The organism is Parazoarcus communis (genome assembly GCF_003111645.1).
Taxonomy (GTDB): domain Bacteria; phylum Pseudomonadota; class Gammaproteobacteria; order Burkholderiales; family Rhodocyclaceae; genus Parazoarcus; species Parazoarcus communis_A.
On the sequence record NZ_CP022187.1, the window covers coordinates 3,037,680 to 3,060,366 of the forward strand.

Annotated in this window: 18 protein-coding genes; 7 read left to right on the forward strand and 11 right to left on the reverse strand. The window is 65.8% G+C overall.

The window, feature by feature from the left end; genetic code table 11:
- Positions 1 to 18: 18 nt before the first annotated feature.
- On the forward strand, positions 19 to 1,119 hold the full coding sequence (locus tag CEW83_RS13860) for a BMP family ABC transporter substrate-binding protein (RefSeq protein WP_108949874.1): 1,101 nt from the start codon (positions 19 to 21) through the stop codon (positions 1,117 to 1,119).
- Between the two features lie 62 nt (positions 1,120 to 1,181).
- Here the strand turns inward: CEW83_RS13860 and CEW83_RS13865 are convergent, their stop codons facing one another.
- A complete protein-coding gene (locus CEW83_RS13865; protein WP_108949875.1) occupies positions 1,182 to 2,264 on the reverse strand; it encodes a metal-dependent hydrolase in 1,083 nt (360 codons plus the stop codon).
- A gap of 115 nt (positions 2,265 to 2,379) precedes the next feature.
- Here CEW83_RS13865 and CEW83_RS13870 point away from each other — a divergent pair, with 115 nt between their 5' ends.
- Positions 2,380 to 2,649 (forward strand): hypothetical protein, encoded by a 270-nt coding sequence (locus CEW83_RS13870; protein ID WP_108949876.1) that lies wholly within the window; start codon positions 2,380 to 2,382, stop codon positions 2,647 to 2,649.
- A gap of 233 nt (positions 2,650 to 2,882) precedes the next feature.
- Here the strand turns inward: CEW83_RS13870 and CEW83_RS13875 are convergent, their stop codons facing one another.
- The 4 genes from CEW83_RS13875 to CEW83_RS13890 form a co-directional block, all read right to left on the reverse strand.
- Positions 2,883 to 5,957, reverse strand: a complete 3,075-nt coding sequence (locus tag CEW83_RS13875) for an AAA family ATPase (RefSeq protein WP_108949877.1) — start codon at positions 5,955 to 5,957, stop codon at positions 2,883 to 2,885.
- Positions 5,954 to 7,141 (reverse strand): exonuclease SbcCD subunit D, encoded by a 1,188-nt coding sequence (locus CEW83_RS13880; RefSeq protein ID WP_234418828.1) that lies wholly within the window; start codon positions 7,139 to 7,141, stop codon positions 5,954 to 5,956. The genes CEW83_RS13875 and CEW83_RS13880 overlap by 4 nt, the downstream gene beginning before the upstream one ends.
- 66 nt (positions 7,142 to 7,207) lie before the next feature.
- Positions 7,208 to 7,609: an H-NS family nucleoid-associated regulatory protein gene (locus tag CEW83_RS13885; protein ID WP_234418829.1), complete on the reverse strand. Its 402-nt coding sequence runs from the start codon at positions 7,607 to 7,609 to the stop codon at positions 7,208 to 7,210.
- An 82-nt stretch (positions 7,610 to 7,691) separates the two neighbouring features.
- Positions 7,692 to 8,651 (reverse strand): alpha/beta hydrolase, encoded by a 960-nt coding sequence (locus CEW83_RS13890; protein WP_108949878.1) that lies wholly within the window; start codon positions 8,649 to 8,651, stop codon positions 7,692 to 7,694.
- Positions 8,652 to 8,860: 209 nt separating this feature from the next.
- On the opposite strand from CEW83_RS13890, the gene CEW83_RS13895 reads away from it, so the two are divergent.
- The 3 genes from CEW83_RS13895 (at position 8,861) to CEW83_RS13905 (ending at position 12,248) form a co-directional block, all read left to right on the forward strand.
- Positions 8,861 to 9,592: an SDR family oxidoreductase gene (locus CEW83_RS13895; protein ID WP_108949879.1), complete on the forward strand. Its 732-nt coding sequence runs from the start codon at positions 8,861 to 8,863 to the stop codon at positions 9,590 to 9,592.
- 125 nt (positions 9,593 to 9,717) lie between these two features.
- Positions 9,718 to 11,835 (forward strand): 5-histidylcysteine sulfoxide synthase, encoded by a 2,118-nt coding sequence (gene ovoA / locus CEW83_RS13900; protein ID WP_108949880.1) that lies wholly within the window; start codon positions 9,718 to 9,720, stop codon positions 11,833 to 11,835.
- Positions 11,832 to 12,248, forward strand: coding sequence for a secondary thiamine-phosphate synthase enzyme YjbQ (locus CEW83_RS13905; protein WP_108951413.1), 417 nt, complete (start codon positions 11,832 to 11,834; stop codon positions 12,246 to 12,248). Before ovoA ends, CEW83_RS13905 begins: the two co-directional genes overlap by 4 nt.
- An 82-nt stretch (positions 12,249 to 12,330) precedes the next feature.
- On the opposite strand, the gene CEW83_RS13910 is transcribed toward CEW83_RS13905, so the two are convergent.
- The 6 genes from CEW83_RS13910 to thiS form a co-directional block, all read right to left on the reverse strand.
- Positions 12,331 to 15,456, reverse strand: coding sequence for an efflux RND transporter permease subunit (locus CEW83_RS13910; protein ID WP_108949881.1), 3,126 nt, complete (start codon positions 15,454 to 15,456; stop codon positions 12,331 to 12,333).
- Positions 15,453 to 16,631, reverse strand: a complete 1,179-nt coding sequence (locus CEW83_RS13915; RefSeq protein WP_108949882.1) for an efflux RND transporter periplasmic adaptor subunit — start codon at positions 16,629 to 16,631, stop codon at positions 15,453 to 15,455. Before CEW83_RS13915 ends, CEW83_RS13910 begins: the two co-directional genes overlap by 4 nt.
- A 192-nt stretch (positions 16,632 to 16,823) precedes the next feature.
- Positions 16,824 to 18,644, reverse strand: coding sequence for a signal peptide peptidase SppA (gene sppA / locus CEW83_RS13920; protein ID WP_234418830.1), 1,821 nt, complete (start codon positions 18,642 to 18,644; stop codon positions 16,824 to 16,826).
- Positions 18,645 to 18,685: 41 nt separating this feature from the next.
- Positions 18,686 to 19,414 carry a tRNA (guanosine(46)-N7)-methyltransferase TrmB gene (trmB, locus tag CEW83_RS13925; RefSeq protein WP_108949884.1) on the reverse strand — a complete coding sequence of 243 codons (729 nt, stop codon included), beginning with the start codon at positions 19,412 to 19,414 and terminating at the stop codon, positions 18,686 to 18,688.
- Positions 19,411 to 20,196, reverse strand: a complete 786-nt coding sequence (locus tag CEW83_RS13930; RefSeq protein ID WP_108951414.1) for a thiazole synthase — start codon at positions 20,194 to 20,196, stop codon at positions 19,411 to 19,413. The genes trmB and CEW83_RS13930 overlap by 4 nt, the downstream gene beginning before the upstream one ends.
- Positions 20,197 to 20,276: 80 nt before the next feature.
- On the reverse strand, positions 20,277 to 20,480 hold the full coding sequence (thiS, locus tag CEW83_RS13935) for a sulfur carrier protein ThiS (protein WP_108949885.1): 204 nt from the start codon (positions 20,478 to 20,480) through the stop codon (positions 20,277 to 20,279).
- A gap of 463 nt (positions 20,481 to 20,943) precedes the next feature.
- On the opposite strand from thiS, the gene metX reads away from it, so the two are divergent.
- The gene (metX, locus tag CEW83_RS13940) at positions 20,944 to 22,071 is read left to right on the forward strand and encodes a homoserine O-succinyltransferase MetX (RefSeq protein WP_108949886.1); all 1,128 of its coding nucleotides are present in this window, start codon (positions 20,944 to 20,946) and stop codon (positions 22,069 to 22,071) included.
- Between the two features lie 2 nt (positions 22,072 to 22,073).
- Complete coding sequence (gene metW / locus CEW83_RS13945; RefSeq protein WP_108949887.1) at positions 22,074 to 22,661, forward strand: methionine biosynthesis protein MetW; 588 nt, start codon at positions 22,074 to 22,076, stop codon at positions 22,659 to 22,661.
- The last annotated feature ends 26 nt before the right edge of the window (positions 22,662 to 22,687 follow it).

Consider the following 22,687-nt stretch of genomic DNA (forward strand, 5'->3'; position numbering starts at 1 on the left):
ACCTGCCGGAGTTCACGCATGACTGACCGTCGTACCGTCCTCAAGTGGAGCGCAGCGCTGGCTGCCACCACACTGCTCCCCGTCTCGGCCGTAAATGCCCAGAGCACCGGGCCATTGAAGGTGGGCTTCGTCTATGTCGGTCCGGTCGGCGAGGCAGGCTGGACCTTCGCCCACGACCTTGGCCGGCGTGCCGTCGAAGCCGCGTTCCCGGGCAAGGTGAAGACGACCTTCATCGAGAGCGTGGCCGAGGGCGCGGACGCCGAGCGCGTCGTGCGCAGTCTTGCACAGGACGGGCACGGTCTGGTCTTCACCACCTCCTTCGGATACATGGATGCCACGCTCAAGGTCGCCCGCCAGTTCCCGAAGGTGATGTTCCAGCACGCCACCGGCTACAAGACCGCCGCAAACCTGGGCACCTACGACGTCCGCACCTACGAGGGCGCGTATCTTGCCGGCGTCGTCGCCGGCAAGATGAGCAAGTCCGGCAAGCTCGGCGTGGTCGGCTCACACCCGATTCCGGAAGTCATCCGCAACATCAACGCCTACACGCTGGGCGCACGCAGCGTGAACCCGGCCGCCACCACCCGCGTCATCTGGGTCAATTCCTGGTTCGATCCCGGCAAGGAGCGCCAGGCTGCACTGACCCTGCTCGCGCAAGGTGCCGACGTGCTGATGCAGAACACCGACTCGCCCGCCGTGCTGCAGGCCGCGCAGGAGAAGGGCGCCTATGCCTTCGGCTGGGATTCCGACATGCACGCCTACGGCCCGAAAGCGCAGCTGGCCGCCAGCGAGATCAACTGGGGCGTGTGGTACACCAAGGTGGTCGGTGAAATGCTGGAAGGCAGCTTCAAGCCGCAGCAACAGGTCTGGTACGGACTCAAGGAGGGTGCAATCGACCTCGGCCGTCTTGGCGACATGCTGCCGGCCGACGTGAAGCAACTTGTGGCCGAACGCCGTCAGGGCATCATCGACGGCAGCCGCCCGGTGTTCATGGGACCGCTGCGTGACCAGGCCGGCAAGGAAGTCGTCGCAGCCGGAAAGGACATGAACGACAAGGACAAGCTGGCGATGAGTTACTACCTGGAAGGCGTCGAGGGCACGGTCCCCGGCGGCAAGTAAGCGTTCGATCCGGCACCGCGCAAGCTTGCGCGGTGCATCACATCAGGGCCGTGGCACCCGGCTCACTCCCCGATCCACCGGCGTCCGCCGGTGACGCGTTCGAAGATCCGCCAGCCCTCGGACGCGCCACCGCACAGACCGTAGCGGAAGGGCACGCCATCGCGCCCCGGCGTCTCGAAACGCAGATCGACAAAGTTCACGCAAACACCGCCGCCAGCGGCTGGCTCGACCTGATCGAGCATCGGAAACATCGCAAACCAGCGATAGAAGGCGAACTTGTCCTCGTCCCATACCTGGCGCGCAATGGCGCTGGCGTCCCCGTTGCCAAACACCGGACGCACCGTCCACTGTGCCATCGACAGCGGCGCATAGGCCGCCGACAGACGGCGAATGAAGTTGTCGCTCTCGGTCACCTCAAGCGGCTCGCTGCGCCGGGTATTGATGTGGGCGTAATGGTAGCGCTCGCCATCGAACACAACAGCCGTCCAGTTGAACGGCGACGCCGGTCGGGGCACCGCATCCACGCTCACGATGTCGATATCGTTCGCCGTGGCGTGGGCGCGCGCAAACTCGATGGCGTCGTGACGCGCCGATGCACTCAGCCCCACCCAGCCCGCAAGCACCACGAGTGCCAGCCCGGCGGGGACACGGCTGCGACGCCAGAGCGCGCTTGCCAGCAAGCCGGCAAGGATGATGCCTGAAAAGCCGAGGTCGATGATGAAGGTCGTTCCCCAGCCAAAGCGCCGGTCCGAGAAGGGCGCCAGAATCATGGTGCCGAACTGGGTGATCAGGTCGCCGAGGATGTGGATGAAGATGCCGGAGCAGGCGATCAGGTAGAAGGCGCGCCAGCTCGCTGCGGCCTCGCGCCCGCGTCGAAGGCGGAACAGGCCGGCCATCAGCGCTGCGACCAGCAGGGCCCACACCGGCATCAGCAGCAGGGAGTGGGTGACGCCGCGATGCCCGCGCAGGTAAGTCAGCTCGGAGACGAATCCGAGCACGAAATCGAGATCGGGAAATGTCGCGGCAGCCGTGCCGACCGCAACGGCCTGCCATACCGGTGGCGGCAGCGCACCTGCCACACCTTTGCGCGGCGCAAGCAGACGACCGGCGAGGGCACCGGAAAGGGCATGTGTCAGGGTATCCATGGCCGATTGGAATGGGCTCGACGAGAATCGTTCCCGTTACCGACGTGTACCTGCAATGGAACGACACACAAGGTCGTTAATCAAAGCCCACTCAAACTCGCATGGAGCGCATGACATGAACGAGACCGGCACTTCGGCGTGGAAGGTCGCCTTCTTCGAGTCGCTGCAGGCATGGTACGGAGGAGGTCAGGCGGTTCAATCGCTCGACTTTGCGTCGGAGGGTGAGGCGGTGATCTGGGCACGCACTCAGGAGATGGGGCGCTTTAGGCTGGCGGCGATCACGCAGGGCAATCTGCTGCGTGCGCTCTATCTTGAGCCTCCACCCGACCCGCTCTTGATGCGTCAGGAGCGGGTCGAGATTCCGGCGGTCGCGCCCGCACACTAGCGGTTCGAGCGGCTCCGGACGGCGGGCGCCGGGTCAGGCAGCAGTTTGCACGTCACGCGGCGGAACGCCGAGGTAGCGGGCGGAAGTTCGAATGAAATGTGTCAGGGTGTCTGTGCTCATGGCATCACCTCTCGTTATGGTTGTCTAAGAACCGGTTCAGAGGGCTTTCACAGTGAGCGGGTTCCGCAAGCGATTGCAACAACGTATTGCACCGGCATCTTGCGGGAGCCAGCTCACGCCCGGATGCGCACCCTGCTTCCCCTCACCCCCTGCACCACGTCGATGGCGACATCGATCTGCTGCTTCATCTCGTCGACGTGCGAGATCACCCCCACCATGCGGCCGCGCTGCTGCAGGTCGATCAGGGCCTTCATCGCCATGTCGAGCGACTCCGGATCGAGGCTGCCGAAGCCCTCATCGATGAACAGGGTATCGAGCTGCACGCCGCCAGCGTAGGCCTGCACCACGTCGGACAGGCCGAGCGCCAGCGCCAGCGAGGCCATGAAGCCTTCGCCGCCCGACAGCGTGCTCACCGGCCGCGCACGGCCGGTGTAATCGTCCATCACCTCGAGGTCGAGGCCGGCCGCACGCCGCGCATCCGCCACTTCGTCGCGCCGCTGCAGCAGGTAGCGCCCACGGCTCATCGCCCGCAAGCGCAGAGAGGCCGCACGCAGCACGTCGTCGAGCAGCGCCGCCAGCACGTAACGCTGGAAGGTGAGATTGCGACCGTTCTCGCCATTGGCAATCGCGGCAAGATGACCGGCGACACGGTATTCCGCTTCGATGCTGCCAGTTTCGCGGGCGATTTCCGCCAGCTTATTCAGGCTGAGCATGATCCTGTCGCGCTCGACCTTGCGCTGGCCGAGCTCGCCCAGCACGACCTCAAGCCGCTCACGCTGCGCACTTGCCATCGCCTCAAGCGCTACGAGGTCCGGCCGTTGCTGCCCCTCAATCGCAGCCTCCGCGAGCTTGCGCCGCTCGCGTGCCGCGGCATGGTTGTCGTCGAAGCGGCTCAGCTCGGCCGCAAGCATGTCGATCGCGGCCGGTTCGAGCAACGCATCGCGATAGGTGGGCTCGTCGGCAAATCCCGTGGCCGCAAGCGCCGCGACGAACGCCTCCGCTGCGTCTGCCTCGCGTCGGGTGGCTGAAGCAAGCGCCTTCTGCAGTTCGTCCTGACGGGCACGCAGGGCCGCGTCCTCGCTGACGGCCTTGCTGTGCGCGGACTGCGCCTGGCTCAGCGCACGCTCGAGCGTCTGGCGCCGGGCGCGGGCCTGCTCCAGCGCGGCGCCGAGCGCGGCCGGCGCCCGCAAGGGCTCGGGAACCGCTGCGCGACGTTCATCGACGACCTGCTTTGCCCCCTGTTCCTCGCTTGTAGCCTTGCTGACCGCCGCACGCGCCTCGTCCAGCATTGCTGCAGCTTTCAGCTGCGCGGTCTCGAGCGTGGCGAGTTGCGAGCGTGCGGCGGCGAGCTCGGTCTGTGCGGCAGTCGCCGCCTGCAGCTGCTCGCGCAGCATGGCGACCGAATCCGGCACCGCCCCGTCCTCTCCTGCGCTCGCGCTCAACGCCGATTGCAACGCATCGACCTCGGCCTGCGCGATTGCAGTTTGCCGCGATGCCGTGTCGAAGGCGGTGCGCGCGCCGTCGTGGGCCTTTTCGGCACGACTGACGGCTTCACGTGCAGCTTTCAGCGCGGCTTCGGTCGGCAGCTCGCCGTCGTAACGGGCTGGCGCGGGATGCTCGGCGCTGCCGCAGACGGGACAAGGGGCACCGTCATGCAGGTGGTGTGCGAGGATCGCGCCCTGGGCTTGGCGCCAGGTGGCATCCAGCGCCTCGAACGCCTGCCGTGCGATGTCGCGGGCAGCCGTTGCCTGATCAAGCACACGCTGCTGTGTGGCTTCAGCGCTGTGAAAGCCGTCGCGCTTGCGCTGCTGCTGCGCCAGGTTTTGCCTCGCACGCTCGTGCTGCTCCGCCTGCTTGAGTCGCAGGCCCAGTGCCTCGATGCCCGCCGCCTGTGGCTGCAGCGCCTCTATCCGCTGGACCAGTTCAAGCCGGCGGGTGCCGAGTGCTTCCGCGTCCTTCATCGCCGCAGCCAGCGCCGCATCCGCCCCAGCCCTGAGCTTTTGCAGGGACTGCAGCCCGACCTCGGCCCGCGCCAGTTGCTCCACCTTCTCCGCCAGGCCCTCCAGCCGCAACACTTCGCGCTGGGCGGCCTCACGTGCCAGAACCTGATCCTCCGCATTCTCATGCGCGAGCGCCTGCATCGCCGCGCTCAGCACATCGGCAAGCCTGCCCGCCTGCTGCGACAGCATCGTCACTGCTTCACGAGCGCTTTTCGCCTGCTGACGCGCGTCGCTCAGAGAACGGTCGGCCGGCAGCACCTGCACCGCCTTGCGTGCAATGCCAAGACGGCTGCGCTGACGCTCCGCTTCTGGCTGACGCGCTTCGAGCGACTGCATGGCTGCGACCGCCGCTTCACGCTCGACAAAACGGGCGTCAAGCGCGCGTGCGGCCTGCAAGGCACTGCGAGCCTGAAGATCGGCCTCACGTGCGTGCTTCTCGTCTTCGGCCAGTGCACGCAAGGCCTCGTCCAGCACCAGGCGCTGAGCGGCAAGGGCTTCTGCTGAATCCACCCCGGCCTGCTCGAGCAGAATCTGGCGCTGCATGCGGGCGTGCTCGGCACGTTTGCTCAACGCGGCGGCCTCGGCCTTGAGCGCATCCTGAACCCGCTTGTAGGCGATGGTGCCAAACAGGGTTACGAGGATCTTTTCGCGCTCGCCGGAGCCGGCCGCCAGCAGTTTGCGGAACTGGCCCTGAGGCAAAAGAACGACTTGACGGAACTGTTCGGCTTCGAAGCCGAGCAGCCTGGTCACCTCTTGCGTGACCTCGGTGCTCTTGCTCGACAGCGGCACCCAGCCGTCGCCGTCCGCTGCCGCATCGAAGCGGAACAGCGCGGCCTTGGCCGGCACCTTCACCATGCTGTCGCCGCTGCGGGTCGCGCGCTGCGCAGGGCGTTCCTGCTCGGGCGTGCGCTGCACCCGGTAGCGCTCACTGCCGAGCGCGAACTCGAATTCGACTTCGGTCAGCATCGCCGGGTCGGCATGATGGCTGCGCATCTCGCGCGCACTGCGCTCGCCACCCGAGGTGTCGCCATAGAGCGCACAGGTGATGCCGTCGAGTATCGAGGTCTTGCCCGCGCCGGTGGGGCCGGAGATCAGGAACAGGGAACCCGCCGGCAACAGCGTGAAATCGATCTCCTCGCGGCCGGCGAACGGTCCGAAGGCCTGCAGGATGAGTCTGAGCGGCTTCATGCGTGGCGCCCTTCGTGTTCGAGTTCATCGACGATGCGGGCGAGCACTGCGGAACCGGCTTCATCGAGCGTCTGGCCCGTCATCTCGGTGTAGAAACCGGCGAACAGCGTGTCGATCCTGACGCGCCGGTGATCCTCCGCCGCCCGTCCTTCGCCTTCGCCGTGCAGCGCCGGGCGCTCGATGGCGAGCGCATTGGGATAGGCCGAGCGCAGCTTGCCCATCGCATCGAGCAGGGCGCCGCTGTCGCTGAGGCGGGCGAGCACGTAGTCGGCGCGGCCGGGATCGTCGGCGGCCGCGGCAACGATGTCTTCGAGCGTGCCTTCGACAATGCGCAGATCGCGCCTCGGCTTGAGTGCGATCTGCTCCACACGGCACTGCCCGGCGCCGTCGAGCTCGACCAGATTGACCGACTTTAGATGACCGGCTTCGGCGAAGGAGTACTTGAGCAGCGAACCGGAATACTGCACGAGATCGCTGCCGGCACGCTGCGGCCGGTGCAGATGCCCGAGCGCGACATAGTCGAAGCCGTCAAACACGCTGGCATCGACGGCGCCGGTGCCACCCACCGTCAGCGGCCGCTCCGACTCCGATTCGCTGCCGCCTAGCACAAAGGCATGTGCCACCACGACCGCGCGCACGCCTTCAGGATGACTTGCCCGAATCGCGCCCAACTGCGCCGCGAGCGCGGCGTGATGATCATGGATCGTGTCGTCGCCCAGCGCGGTACGCACCAGCGCAGGTTCGGCATAGGGCAGGGGATAGACCGCGACCTCGCCATCCGCATCGCGCAGCATCAGCGGCTGCACCTGTGCGCTCACCGGCCCGCATACCGTCAGTCCGGCCCGGGTCAGCAGGCTGGAGCCGAAGGCCAGTCGGTCGGGGCCATCGTGGTTGCCCGCGATCACGACCACCGCAATGCCGAGGCCGGACACCAGTTCGGTGAGCACCTCGTCGAGCAGGCGTACCGCATCGGCAGGCGGCACCGAGCGATCGTAGATGTCGCCCGCGATCAGGATGGCATCGGGACGCAGCTCGGCGGCGATGCGCACAAATTCGCGCAACACATGGGCCTGGTCTTCCAGCAGCGAGACGCCGTGATAGACGCGACCGAGATGCCAGTCGGCGGTATGAAGAAAGCGCATGGCGATGACAGACAGGATGGCCGGGGCCGCAGTTTCGCACACCTGGCAATGCAGGTGAGATGCGCAAACGCACGCCCGACGCCATTCAGCGCGCCAAACCGCGCCGCCTTACAGTTGCTGCAGGCGGAAGTTGCGCGGTGCCATCTTCTCGGCAGCGATCGCCAGCGCATCCATCGAGCCGCCGTTTGCCAGCCAGGCCTTGACCCAGTGCGGCTGCCGTCCCCGGCCCGACCAGGCGAGTTCGCGATTGCTGGGGTGACGGTACTTCGCCGCCACCTGCACACGCGCGGAAGCCCGTTGCGCGATGCTCGACGGTGCTTCGACGATTTTCTCGGCGGCCTTGTCGCTGCACACCTCTTCCAGCGTCAACCCGTGATCGCGGGCCAGCGATGACAGCCGGCGGCGCAGCACCGCCTTGCTGTTGAGCTGTTGGCGGCGAATTTCATTTTCAATGCGGTTGCCGAGCACACGAAGCTGCGGCAGCGAGTAATCCTTCAGGTCGATGACCATGGCGAGAACGCTGTTTCCTCAAGGCGTTGGCGGGGTGCCAATGATGCCACGAAGCCTGTGCCGAAACATCTGATATCTATCACTAAAGTCGAAGCATTGGAGCGCACCCGCGAAATCGATGATCGGCGGGTATTGCAGCCATGTCGCTGGCAATCGGCGGTAGTGCGGACCGCAGAAAGGCAATGATGGTCTTCATTTCCCCCGCCATATCCTCGAAGGACTCGTGATCCCCCGGCAGTGTGAGCAGCTCCACACGGTCGTGGGCGCGCGCGGCGTGCAGGCGGGTGGCATCGGCCACCGGCACCACGTCATCATGCTCGCCATGCACGAGCAGCACCGGGCAATGCAGGCGTGCGATGCTGGCCACTGGCGCGATATCGTCGAAGCGAAAACCAATGGTCGCCTGCACGTAGCCGAGGATGTAGGCCGCCAGCCAGCGCGGAATGCGTTTGTTCGCGAGCCAGCTGCGCATCATGTCCGCAGGATGGGCAAAGGCCGACACGCTGACGACCGCCGCCACCTCGCCGCGCCGGGTCGCGGCCAGCAGCACCGCACCGGCGCCGACCGAATGGCCCAGCAGGGCGATGCGGCCGCCACTCAGATCGGCCCGTGCAGCCAGCCAGTCACAGGCGGCTTCGGCGTCTTCGGCAAAGCGCGGCAGCGAGGCAAAGCTGTCGCCGTCCGAGCGCCCATGGCAGCGCGCATCGATGAACAATGCCGCAAACCCGGCTTCATGCAGCGGCTGCGCCAGCGGCAGCATCATCTGCGCATTGCCGCCCCAGCCATGCAGCACGATGACCGTCGCTGCAAGCTCGACACCCGCTTTGGGCGGAATCAGCCAGGCGTGCAGATGCTTGCCGTTTGCGGTCGGGATACGTTCGGTTGAGAACGTCAGGCCAAGCGAGTCCGGACCTGCAGTCTCCGCAATCCGAGGTGCAGCCAGCCCGGCACGGATCGCGTAGCGGAGGCCTGCACGCAAGGCCAGCACGGCCGCGCCGCCAGCGAGCAGATACAGTGCATGAAGGGGTTGAAAGGCGCTCATGGGCAGACAAACGTCAAAGCGGAATTGTGCGCGTCGTGGTTTCGATCCGGCAAGCAGGCGCAAGGCCGTGAATCGCTGCCTGCCACCTCGCCACTGCGGTCTGGTGGCGCATTCCACGACGCGGCGAGCACCGTCGCCTTTCATTCATCGTCGACTTGATCCCGAGCGCCATTGCTCCCCACAATCAGGTTTTGACGACAGGAACGAGCATGCGCGCCATTGTTACCGGACACAGCCGCGGACTTGGAGCCGCTATTGCGGAGAGCCTGCTCAAACGCGGCATCCGGGTGCTCGGTCTTGCACGTCACGGCAACGCCGATCTTTCCGTGCGCTTTCCGGCCCTGCTGCAGGAAGAAGCGCTCGACCTGTCCGAGCTCCCGGCACTCGACGCCTGGCTTTCGGGCGGCCGCTTCAAACGCTTTCTGGCCGACGAAGGCTCGGCACTGCTCATCAACAACGCGGGGCTGCTGCAACCCGTCGGCCTGCTCGGAAACCAGTCCACTGCCCGCATATTGCAGACGGTGAGCCTGAACATTGCCGCACCGCTTGCGCTGGCGAATGCCTTTGCCGCGGGCGGGAGCCCCGAGCGCGCACGCCGCATCGTGCATATTTCGAGCGGTGCCGCGCGCAAGCCCTATGCCGGCTGGAGTGTGTATTGCGCAAGCAAGGCCGCACTCGACCACCATGCGCGTGCAGTCGCACTCGAAGCCCCACCCTGGCTGAAGATCAGCAGCATTGCACCCGGCGTGATCGACACCGACATGCAGGGCGAGATCCGCGCTTCGTCGGAGGCGGCCTTCCCCCAGCGTGCCCGCTTCGAGGCGCTCAAGCGCGAAGGCCAGCTCAACAGCGCGGAACGGTGCGCCTTGCAGCTGGTCAATCATGTGCTATCCGATGCCTTCGGGCACGAGGCGGTGTCGGACCTGAGAGAGCTGGACTAGGGTATGTGCAAGGTGCAGTGGCAACGCATCGCCCCCCTGCCGACACACCCCGACCTCGCCTGCGCTTGATCGCGCAAATCCAATCGATCAAAGTCCGATCCATGCTGACTATGCCGAATGCTCGAATGAACCCGCTATTCCCGCGCACACCGCTGCTTTCGGGCGCCGATGTCGAAGCCAAGCGGGCAGAGATCCTTGCCTGTTTCCATGCCACCTTCGACCGCTACGAATCCCTGTTCCAGGTGCTCGCGAACGAGGAGGCCTACACCACCAAGGCCATCAGCCTGCGCCACCCGCTGATTTTCTATTTCGGTCACACCGCCACCTTCTTCATCAACAAGTTCATCCTTGCCGGCCTGATCGAGGAGCGCCTCGATCCGCGACTCGAGTCGATGTTTGCCGTCGGCGTGGACGAAATGAGCTGGGATGATCTCGACGACGCCCGCTACGACTGGCCGAGCGCGGACGAAGTGGCCAACTATCGCCTCCAGGTACGGGCGGTGGTCGACCAGGTGATCCGGGAAACGCCCCTCACCTTGCCGATCGGCTGGAACGATCCGTTCTGGGCGGTGCTGATGGGCATCGAACATGAACGCATCCATCTCGAAACCTCCTCCGTGCTGATCCGTCAGCACGCCCTTAAGTACGTCAACACCCACAGCGCGTGGCGGCCCGCCACCCAGCACGGTACGGCGCCGGACAACACGCTGGTCGCCATCCCGGCGGGGACGGTCAGACTCGGGCGCGATGCGGACGAGCCGATCTACGGCTGGGACAACGAGTACGGCCGCCACGAAGCCGAGATTCCCGCGTTCAAGGCCGCGCGCTACCTGGTGTCGAATGGCGAATTCCGCGCCTTCGTCGACGCCGGCGCTTACGCGGACGACAGCCTGTGGGACGAGGAAGGCCTGGGGTGGAAGCGGTTCGCCCGTGCCGAGCACCCCACCTTCTGGGTTCCGGACGGCAGCAACTGGAAACTGCGCCTGATGACCGAGGAGGTGCCGATGCCGTGGGACTGGCCGGTCGAGACCAACTGCCTCGAAGCCCGGGCCTTCTGCCGCTGGAAGGCGCGCGAAAGTGGCCAGCCGGTGCGCCTGCCCACCGAGGACGAGTGGAACCGCATCTACGACCACGCCGGACTGGCGGACGTGCCATGCGACGCCCCGGCGCACGCCAACCTGCATCTCGACTACGCAGCGTCGAGCTGTCCGGTCACGACCCACGCCCACGGCGACCTGTTCGACGTCGTCGGCAACGTCTGGCAATGGTGCGAAACCGCGATCTACCCATTCGACGGCTTCAAGGTTCACCCGATCTACGACGATTTCACCACGCCGACCTTCGACGATCGCCACAACATCATCAAGGGCGGCAGCTGGATCTCCACCGGCAACGAGTCGCGCCACGCCTCGCGTTACGCCTTCCGCCGCCATTTCTTCCAGCATGCCGGCTTCCGTTACGTGGTCACCGACGCGCCCGTCCTCAATCCGGCCTCCTCATACGAGACCGATGCCTTGCTGTCCCAGTACGCCGAGTTCCACTACGGTGACGAAGTCTTCGGCGTGCCCAACTTCCCCAAGGCGCTGGCCGATATTGCCATCGACGCTCACAAGCGACTGGGCAATGGCAGCAGCGCACGGGCACTCGATCTCGGCTGCGCCGCCGGCCGCGCCAGCTTCGAGCTCGCTCGGGCTTTCTCGAGGGTGGTCGGCATCGACTTCTCGGCGCGCTTCATCCAGGCCGGGGCCAGGCTGGCGGAAACCGGCAGCCTGCGCTACACCCTGCCCGACGAAGGCGAACTGGTGAGCTACCATGAGCGGCGCCTCGACGCCCTCGGACTTGCCGAGACCGCAGGCCGGGTGGAGTTCTGGCAGGGCGATGCCTGCAATCTGAAGGACATCCACGCCGGCTTCGACCTCATCCTCGCCGCGAACCTGATCGACCGCCTCTACAGTCCGCGCCGCTTCCTTGAGGACGTCGCCCATCGCCTCAATTCAGGTGGCCTGCTGATCCTGGCCTCCCCCTACACCTGGCTGGAAGAGCACACCAAACGCGAAGAGTGGATCGGCGGCTTCAAGAAGGATGGCGAGTCGTGGACCACGCTCGACGGCCTGAAGGACATCCTCGGCGCGCAGTTCGAGCTGGTACAGGGCCCGCAGGCCGTGCCTTTCGTGATCCGCGAAACCCTGCGCAAGCATCAGCACACGCTTTCCGAGCTGACGGTGTGGAAGCGCCGGACGTGAGCCGCCAGGCCCGCCTCACGGTCAGCACCCGTGGCCGCGGGATGACCGACATTACTGCTGCTGTGGCCGCAGCAGTGTCCGCCAGCGGCGTCGATACCGGTGTCGCTCACGTTTTCGTGCGCCACACCAGTTGTGCGCTGCTGATCACCGAGAACGCCGATCCCGACGTGCGGCGCGATCTCGAAACCCTGGCGCGGCGCTGGGCGCCCGACGGCGACCCGGCCTATCGCCACGACCTCGAGGGCGATGACGACATGGCCGCCCATGCCCGCAGCGTACTGACCGAAGTCGCACTTACGGTGCCGGTCGCTGGCGGCAGGCTGCTGCTCGGCACCTGGCAGGGCATCTTCCTGTGGGAGCACCGCAGCCAGGGCCATGCGCGCGAGCTCGTGGTCACCATGCTCGGCACCTGAACACACACCGGCCCGATCGGCATCTGCTCACGATCGACTGCGCCCTGATGTCAGGCGCAGACGATCACCCTGCGGCGGCATCTCAGGCGTTCAGACGCTCCGGATCAGGCGCAGGCCCCATCAGGCCCGCCACCCAGCCCTTGAAGCTCTCCAGCAGCGACAACAGTGCCGGCACGAAGAACAGCACCAGCACCGCCGACACGCCGAGCCCGAACGCAATCGAGGTGGCCATCGGGATCAGGAACTGGGCTTGCAGCGAGCCCTCGAACATCAGCGGCATCAGTCCGCCGATGGTGGTGAGCGAGGTCAGCAGTACCGCGCGCAGGCGTCCGCAGGCGGCGCCAACAAGCGCATCGTGCACATTGGCGCCCTTGTGGTGCAGATCCTTGAACAGGCTGACGAGGATGATGGAGTTGTTCACCACGATGCCCGACAGGCCGAAGAGACCGAACATCGACAGGATGGTGAGGTCCAGGCCCAACAGCCAGTGGCCGAAGATGGCCCCTGCGAGGCCGAGCGGAATCGCCGACATCACCACCAGCGGCCAGCTCCATGAGGCGAAGGACCACACCAGCACGAGGTAGATGAGACCGAGCCCAAGTATCAGGCCGTTGCGCATGTCGTTCATGGTCTCGCGCTGGTCTGCGGCGCGCCCCTCGAAGCTGTAGCTCAGGCCGTACTTCTCTGCCAGACGCGGCAAGGCCTCGCGCCGGAGCTCGGCCTGCACTGCATCGGCGTTGCTGCGATCGGTATCGATCTCCCCGGACACTTCGACTGCGAGCCTGCCGTCAGCATGACGCAGGGCCTCGAAGCCACGCCGCGATTCCCAGCTCGCCACCGTGGCCAGCGGCGCAAAACTGCGATCCGGCAGACTGACGGTCAGCCGCTCGAAGACATCGAGGCGTTCGCGTTCGTCACGCGGGAGCAGCACCCGCACTTCGAGCTCGTCACGACCCACCTGCACCAGTTGCGCAAGATGACCGTCAAACGCCGCACGCAACTGACGACCGAGGCTTTCGGTGGTCAGGCCGAGCGCTTCGCCGGCCGGCGTCAGGCGGTACACCAGTTGCTCACGCCCGAAGGGCATGTCGTCCTCGAGTTCGCTCACACCGTCGATGCTCTTGATGGTTTCCGCGAGTTCGAGCGCGGCAGCCTTCAGCGATTCGGCGTTGCCACCGGTGAGGCGGACATTGAGATCGCGTCCGGGCGGGCCGGACTGGCGTGAGTTGAAGGTCAGCAGCTCGAGCCCGGGCGGCTCGACGAGCTTGCTGCGCCAGGTGGCGAGAAAGCGTTCGTTGCGCACCGTCCGCTCATCGGGCGGGCTCAGCTCGACCATCATGGAGGCGAGCTGATCACCCCTGGGCTCGCCCCCACCCGCACTGACAATCGTGCTGCCGAGTCGCGACACCGCGGTCTGTACCAGACCGCCGCCCAGTTCGCGTTCGGTTTCGACCAGGGCGCGCTCCATGTCGGCAAGGAAGGCCGCCGTTTGCGCGCGCGGCGTACCGGCTACGAAGGTCGCATTCGCATACACCATCTGCCCTTCCGGAGTCGGGAAGAACACGAAGTTGATGCGCCCGCCCGCCAGCAGGCCGATGGCAAGCACCATCGTCGCCAGCGTGATCGCGACCGTCGTGCCGCGCCAGTCGAGGGCCAGCGTGGCGGCACGACGGAAGGGGCCGTCGCGAAAGGACGTGAAGGCCTTGTCCAGCCGCTCGCGCATGCGCGAGGTCTTGCGCGACGCAGCGCCTTGCAGTGCATGCTTCAGATGGGACGGCAGAATCAGGAAGCTTTCGAGCAGCGAGGCCAGGATCACCATGATCATGACGAAGGGAATGTCGCCAAGGATATTGCCGATGATGCCACCGACCATCATCAGCGGAATGAAGGCTGCAACCGTAGTGAGCGACGCTGCCAGCACCGGCAGCAGCATGCGTCGCGCGCCGCCCAGCGCAGACTGTTCCGGCCCCTCACCCATGCTGCGGTGCGTGTCGGCATCTTCACTGACCACGATCGCATCGTCGACGATGATGCCCAGCGCCATGATCAGCGCAAACAGGCTCATCATGTTGATCGTGCCGCCGAACACCATCATCAGGCCCAGGGTGCCGAGAAAGGCGGTGGGAATACCGACCATCACCCAGAACGCCACCCGCGCGGGCAGAAAGACATAGAGGACCAGCACGACCAGCAGCAGGCCGGACAGACCGTTGCTGATCAGCAGCTGGATACGGTCGCGAATCAGCTCCCATTGCGCGTCGAAGACTTCCAGGCTGATCGAGGCCGGCAGGCTGGGACGCGTCTTCTGCAGCCAGGCATCGAAGGCTTCCGCTGCCTTCAGGGAATGCCCGCTCTCGGCCCGCTGCAGCAGCATCTCGACCACCACATCGCCGCCCTCGCTCAGCGCCAGCGAGCCCGGGCGCGGCTCACGCGTGATGGTGGCAAGTTCGCCAAGCGTGATGCGTCCCCCGCCATCGCTGACGACCGCCAGATTGTCGAAAGCCAGCGCATCGCGACGTTGCTCAAGGCCACGGATCTCGCGCGCGCCATCCTGCTCACCCGCCACACCGGCCGGCACATCGCGGGAAATCTGTGCAACCCGATCGCCGACATCGACCAGGGACAGTCCCAGCGTTTGCAGGGCTGCGGACGGCAGTTCGATGGCGATGCGCTCTTCGGGCAGACCGGTGATCGTCACCCGGTCGATGCCACCCGCGAGCAGCTCGCTCTCGAAGCGTCGCACCCAGGGTCGCAGCTCCTCGACGCTGCTGCCGCGAATCAGCAAGCGGGCAATCTGGTCGTAACGCGAGACCCGGCTGACCTGCGGCGTCTCGGCGTCGCGCGGCAGGTTGCGGAACTCGTCCACCCGCTGCCGGACCTGATCGAGCGCCTGCAGGGGCTCGGTTCCCTCATGCAATTCGAGCGTAATGCTGGAGACGCCCTGCGCCGAGGTCGACGTCATCTTCTTGAGACCGTCGATGGTCTTCAGGCGCTCCTCCAGCGGCGTGGTGATGCCGATCTCGACGTCTTCGGACGAGGCGCCGCTCCACACCACGCGCACCGAGATGATGTCGAGTTCGAACGTGGGAAAGAACTGCACGTTCATCCGGGTGACGCCGATCACACCGATGATGAAGGCGAGCAGCATCAGGACGTTGGCGGCCACCTTGTGACGCACCAGCGTTGCGAGCACCCCCTTCTGCTTCATGGTGCAGCCACCTCGACCGCAAGGCCATCGATGGCATTGGGCAAGTGCGTGCGCATCACCGGTTCGCCCGCGCGCGCATCGGGCACGCGCACCAGCAGTTGCACGTCATCGCCTTCGCGGCGCTCGCCGACGCGCGTCACCTTCAGGCTTGCAAGGCGCCCGTCGCGCACCGCATAGATGCGGTCACCGCCATGCAGCGCGGCAAAGGGCAGGACCAGTACGTCCGCGACCGGCGGACGCTCGAGTACCGCGTTGACGAAGGCTCCGACCGGCAGGTTGGCGCCATCCTCGATGCGCAACAACACATCCACACCACGCGCGTCGGCTTCGCCGCTGATGCGCTGGAGGCGGGCACGGATGGTGGTGGCACCAAAGTCGGCCGTGGCCTGCAACTGCTCGCCACGCGCCAGCGCCATGCGCAACTCCTCGGCGTAGATCGCAGGCACGCGTGCGCGAAGGAAGAGCGCGTCCGACGCATACAGGCTGAGCAGTGCCTGCCCCGGCTGCACCTGATCGCCGGCAGCGACTTCGACCTTGCCGATGCGCGCGGCAAAGGGCGCTACGATCTCGCCCCGGCGCGCGTCGCGCTCGGCCTCGGCCAGTTTTGCCTGCAGCTGCGACAGCCGCGCCGGGTGTTCGGCGATCGCCTGCTGGCGCTGGGTCAGCGACAGGCGCACGCGCGCCACCTCCTCGCGGGTCTGGTCATACGCGCTTTCGGCGCCAAGGCGGGCGTTCTTGAGCTTCTCGAAGCGCGCCTGCTTGGCCTCGGCAAGTGCAAGCAAGGCCCTTTCCTGCTCGATGGCGGCGAGATCGCCGCGGTGACGGATGCGTTCGCGATCGACATCGCCGCGCGCCTGTGCCACCCGCGGCTGCAGGTCACGCGGGTCGAGTCGCGCCAGCACGGTGCCGGCCGCCACGCGGTCGCCATCGCGCACCAGCACCTCAAGCAGGCGTCCTGACACCGGCGCCGCAGCCCTGATACGGTCAGGTGCCTCGATCCGGCCGTAGAGCACCAGCGTGGGCCTGGCCTCGACCGGCTCGCTGGCGCTGGCCTCGATCCGCCACACGCGCTCGCGGACCTCGACGGCAGGGGGTGCAGGACGCGTTGATTTGAGAAGAACAAAGACGCCGACGGCGGCGAGAATGATGACGAGCGGAAGCAAGCGACGGCGCATGGATGGGGGTCCGGTCGTGGAACAGACCTCACCGCCACGTCCGGCCGAAAGCGCTGGGGCCGGGCTCATCGGGCGCCGAGGTCTGATTCCAGATTTATATCAGCAACTGCTTATCTTACAGGCAACGAAAGTACCACGCCGAATCACTCGGTCAATCCGGACACGGCACCTTCGAAATTCATCAGAAACGGGTCAGGGCGCTTCGCACAGGCAATGGGCATAAACGTGTTGCGGATCGTTCCAGCGCAGCAGGTCTCGGGTCTCGACCTGCAGACGATTCAGCATCTGCGCCACCGGCCCGCTGCTCGCCGGACTGCCAGACCCCGCGAGACCGCTGAAACTCAGGAAACGCTGCATCACCATCTGCGCAGGCGTCAGCCCAACCGACGGCCACACCAGCGAGTGGCCCTCGAGGCCAGCACGCTGCGCAGCCGCTGCGATCGCCGCCTCGATACCGCCGAGCTGATCCACCAGACCAAGCTCGAACGCGGCCTGACCGGTCCACACCCTGCCACGCGCAACCTGATTGACCTCGTCTTCCTTCATGTTGCGCGCAGCGCCAACGACTTGCAGAAAGCGCCGGTAGCCATGCTCGATACCGAGTTGCATGGCTTCGGCAGCCACCGGATCGAGCGGCCGGCGCGGGTCGAGTGCGCCGGCAAGGGGCGCGGTGGCCACGCCGTCGACCGTGATCCCGAGCCGGCGCAGCGGTTCGGCAAATTCAGGGAACATCGCAAACACACCGATCGAGCCGGTGACGGTGCCCGGGGCCGCCCAGATCTCGTCGGCGCCGGCCGCGATCCAGTAACCACCGGATGCGGCCACGGAGCTCATGGAGGCGATGACCGGCTTGCCCGCCTTGCGCGTCAGTTCGAGTTCGCGCCGGATCTGCTCGGAGGCCCAGGCGCTGCCGCCGGGACTGTCGATACGCACCACGAGCGCCTTGATCGCATCGTCTTCGCGTGCTTCGCGGATCATGCGGGCGAAGGTATCGCCGCCGACCACGCCGGGCGGTTGCTCGCCGTCCGCGATTGCGCCCTGCGCAACCAGCACGGCGACCTTGTCGGCAGACGACTTCTCCGCGCCGCGCACGACGGCGAGATAGGCGCCGGCATCGATCTGATGGAAGTCCTTGCCCGAAGCATCGGTGCCAAAGCGCTCGGCAAGCTGGGCCCGCCACTCGTCGGGGGTCGAAAAGCGGTCGATCAGGCCTGCGCGACGTGCGGCTTCGGCAGTGTCGCCGGCGGTTGCAGCGAGCGCATCGCGGTAGCCGACGATGTAGCCATCAAGCGCCTCGGGCGTGAGCTTGCGCGCAGCGGCCACATCGGTGCGGAAGTGCGCCCACAGGCCGTCGAGCAGATCGCGGGTTGCGCTGCGGTCCTCGTCGGACATGTCACTGCGGGTGAAGGGCTCGGAGAAGGACTTGTACTCGCCCACGCGGAACACATGGACCTTGACCCCGAGTGCATCGAGCGCACCGCGAAAATAGGTCGAATAGCGCGACAGGCCACGCAGCAGCACGAAGCCGTCGGGCGCGAGCTGCACCTCGTCGGCAATCGAGGCCAGATAGTACTGGCCCTGAGTGAAGCGGTCGCCGCGCGCGAGCACCGGGCGCCCGGTGGCCTTGAAGTCGGCAATGGCTGCACGCAGTTCGGCCAGCTTGGACAGGCTGGCCGCTTCGAGATCGTCGGTCTCGAGCACCAGGGCTGAAATCCGGCTGTCATCACGGGCGGCGCGAACGACTTCGAGCAGATCATGCAGCACGGTCTGCCCGCCATCCTCACCCCGCATGCTGAGCAAGGCCAGTGGCTCCTCAAAGGTGGTCTGCTCCACCAGCGCGCCGGACGGCCGTAGCACGAGCGCCGCGCCGTCCGGCACCTGCGGTTCGGGGTGGAAGAAGGTCATCAGCAGCGCCCCGAGCAGCACCAGCAGCAAGAGGTTGAAGACCGTGCGACGCAGCAGGTCCAGCGAACGCCACAGCGTTCTCAACACCCGCCCCAGAAACCTGAACATGCCACCGATCACGACCTTGCCTCTCTATTTGTTGTCGGCCATCAGCCGCGTCGACGAAACACCAGATCCCACACCCCGTGCCCCAGCCTCAGACCACGGTTCTCGAATTTCGTCAGCGGACGGTAGTCCGGTCGCGGCGCGAAGCCGTCTGCCGTGTTTTCGAGCGCAGGCTCGGCGGCAATCACTTCCAGCATCCAGTGCGCGTAGTTCTCCCAGTCGGTGGCGCAGTGCAGATAGCCACCGGGTGCGAGCTTGGAGGCCACCAGCGCGACGAAATCGGGCTGGATGATGCGACGCTTGTGATGCCGCGCCTTGCGCCACGGATCGGGGAAGAACACATGGACGCCCGCCAGCGTGCCGTCCGGGATCATGTCGCGCAGAACCTCGACCGCATCGTGCTGCATGATACGGACATTGCCGAGCGCCTGCTCGGACACCAGTTTGCACAGCGCGCCGACGCCCGGCGTATGCACCTCGATGCCAAGGAAGTCCGTCCCGGGCGCCGCTGCGGCGATCTTCGCCGTGGTCTCGCCCATGCCGAAGCCGATCTCGAGGATCTTGGGTGACTTGCGCCCGAAAACCACATCGAGATCGATCGGCGCAGTCTGATAAGGCACGCCGATCCTGGGCAGCATGTCGTCCATGAAGCGCTGCTGAGCACCCGACATCCGACCCTGGCGCAGCACGAAGCTGCGGATGCTGCGGCTGGAAAAGCGGTGTTCGGGGCTGTCCTGGCCGATGATCTCGACCCGTTCCGGTGTATCGCTCATGAACCGATCAGCCCCGTGGTCGGCGAGCTCGGATCGGCCGAATAGAACTTGCGCGGCATGCGTCCTGCACGGAAGGCCTCGCGACCGGCCTCGACGGCCTTCTTCATGGCGCTGGCCATCAGCACCGGCTGGCTGGCCGCGGCGATGGCGGTGTTCATCAGCACGCCGTCGCAGCCGAGCTCCATCGCGATTGCGGCGTCAGACGCAGTGCCAACACCGGCATCGACGATCACCGGCACGCGGGCGTTGTCGATGATCAGGCGCAGGTTCCACGGATTGAGGATGCCCATGCCGGAACCGATCAGGGAGGCGAGCGGCATGATGGCGACGCAGCCGATTTCTTCCAGCATCTTGGCCTGAATCGGATCGTCGGCGCAGTACACCATGACGTCGAAGCCATCCTTGACCAGGGTTTCGGCGGCCTTGAGCGTTTCCGGCATGTTCGGGAACAGCGACTTCGGATCGCCGAGCACTTCGAGCTTGACCAGGGCGTGGCCGTCGAGCAGTTCGCGACCGAGACGCAGGGTGCGCACCGCATCTTCGGCGGTATAGCAGCCGGCGGTGTTGGGCAGAATGGTGAACTGGTCGGGCGGCAGGGCGTCGAGCAGGTTGGGCTCGTCCGCATTCTGGCCAATATTGGTGCGCCGGATCGCCACGGTGACGATGTTCGTACCACTGGCATCAATGGCTTCGCGCGTTTCGGCGAAATCCTTGTACTTGCCTGTACCGACCAGCAGACGGGAGCCATAGCTCTTGCCGGCAATCACCAGGGGATCGTGGATCATGTTGGGACCTGTAGAGGAAGATCAAAAAGGCCGCGTTGCGCGCTGACTGCAGACAACACGAACGGGACCACGAAGGTTCAGCCGCCCCCGACCGCGACCACAATCTCGAGGCGGTCGCCTTCGGCGAGCGCGGTTTCGCCATGGCGGGCGCGCGGCACAATGTCGCCGTTGCGTTCGACCGCGAGACGTTTGCCAACGAGCCCCCGCCGCTCGAGCAGGGCAAGTACCGTGAGACCGTCGTCCAGGGTTTCGGGCTGACCGTTGAGAATGATGCTGATCATGCGGGATGAGGTGGCGGGTTCAAGGCCTGCGATTTTACCACGCAGGCCACAAGGGACTCGTTGCGATTGCGGTGCCTCCACCGTGCTTGCGGACTGGGGCAACATGCCGGGCAGACGTTCGCGGCCTTCGGCTTCCCGGGTGAATGGGGCTCATCGGGGCGGCGATGCAAACTCGCCCGATAAACCCGGGCTCAAACATGCATCACCTTGTTTCCCCGCTGAGCCCCATTCACCCGGCGCTCTCGACAGCCCGTCACGCTGCCCCAGCCTGCAATCACTGCACCATCGCTTCATCTGGAAAGCACCCGGTTTGACATTTGCAGGCACGCGCGCTAATTTCGCAACACTTAGCGCCGATTTGATCCATAGCTTGCGGGCGCTTAATAAATACGGCTAAAGCGAGGGCAACCCAGTCCGCGTTTTTCAGCCGGCTGGGTTTTTTTGTTTTTCGCAGACACCGACCATGATCCAACCGCAATCCGTCGGCATCGTGGCGCCGCAGACGGCCCACTTTGCAACGCCCCTGCCGCTTCGCAGCGGCGGCTCGCTGCCGAGCTACGACCTGGTATACGAAACCTACGGCACGCTCAACGCCGACGCGTCGAATGCCGTGCTCGTCTGTCACGCGCTGTCAGGCTCGCACCACGTCGCCGGGCGCTACGCGGACGACCCCGACAGCCTGGGCTGGTGGGACAACCTGGTCGGGCCGGGCAAGCCGCTCGACACGCGCAAGTTCTTCGTCATCGGCGTCAATAACCTCGGCAGCTGCTTCGGTTCGAGCGGACCGAGCTCGATCAACCCGGCCACTGGCAAGCCCTGGGGCGCGGCCTTTCCGTTCGTCACCGTGGAAGACTGGGTCGACACCCAGGCCCGCCTCGCAGACCGGCTCGGCATCAAGCGCTTTGCCGCGGTCGTGGGCGGCAGCCTGGGCGGCATGCAGGCGCTGTCGTGGACGCTGCAGTATCCCGACCGTGTCGCCCACGCCGCCGTGATTGCATCGGCCCCCAAGCTCACGGCGCAGAACATCGCTTTCAATGAGGTGGCGCGCCAGGCCATTCTCACCGATCCCGACTTTCACGGCGGCAACTTCTACGATCACGGCGTGGTGCCGGTACGCGGGCTCAAGCTCGCGCGCATGATCGGCCACATCACCTATCTCTCCGATGACGCAATGGGAGAGAAATTCGGTCGCAGCCTGCGTCACGGCAAGGCGGTCTACAGTTACGACGTCGAGTTCGAGATCGAGTCCTACCTGCGCTATCAGGGCGACAAGTTTGCCGGCTTCTTCGACGCCAACACCTATCTGCTGACCACGAAGGCACTGGATTACTACGACCCCGCCTTCGCCCACGCGGGCAATCTGCCTGCCGCCCTGGCCAGCGCCGAAGCCGACTTCCTGGTCGTGTCCTTCACCACCGACTGGCGCTTCTCGCCCTCGCGATCGAGGGAGATCGTCTACGCCCTGCTGCACAACCGGCGCAACGTCAGCTACGCCGAGATCGACTGCGCAGCGGGTCACGACTCCTTCCTGCTCGATGAACCCCAATACCACGCGGTGCTTTCCGCCTGGTTCGACCGCATCAAGGTGTAAGCATGGCTGCCTACCGTTATGACTATGAAGTCATCGCCCAGTGGATCGAGCCGGGCGAAAAAGTACTCGACCTCGGCTGCGGCGACGGCAGCCTGCTCAAGCACCTGATCGACGTCCGTCAGGTGCAGGGCTACGGCGTGGAGAACGACCCCGACAAGCTGCTGGCCTGCGTGAAGAACGGCGTCAACGTGATCCAGGCCAACATGGACAAGGGCCTGAGCGATTTCGAGGACGGCTTCTTCGACCACGTGATCATGAGCCTGTCGCTGCAGGCGATGCACAACACCCAGGGCATCCTCGCCGAGATGCTGCGCGTCGGTCACGAGGCCGTGGTGAGCTTTCCCAACTTCGGCTACTGGCGTCACCGCCAGAGCATCATCAACGGCCGCATGCCGGTGTCCGAGAGCCTGCCGCACCAGTGGTTCAACACGCCCAACGTACGCTTCTTCACCATCGCCGATTTCGACGCCCTGTGCGAAATGAACGGCATCGCCGTGCGCGAACGCCTGGCCTTCGACGATGGCAAGGTGGTGGTGGACGAACCGAACTTCCTCGGCAGCATGGCGGTGTACCGCCTCGGGCGCGACTGATCGACCGATCCGGCTGCTGAAATGCA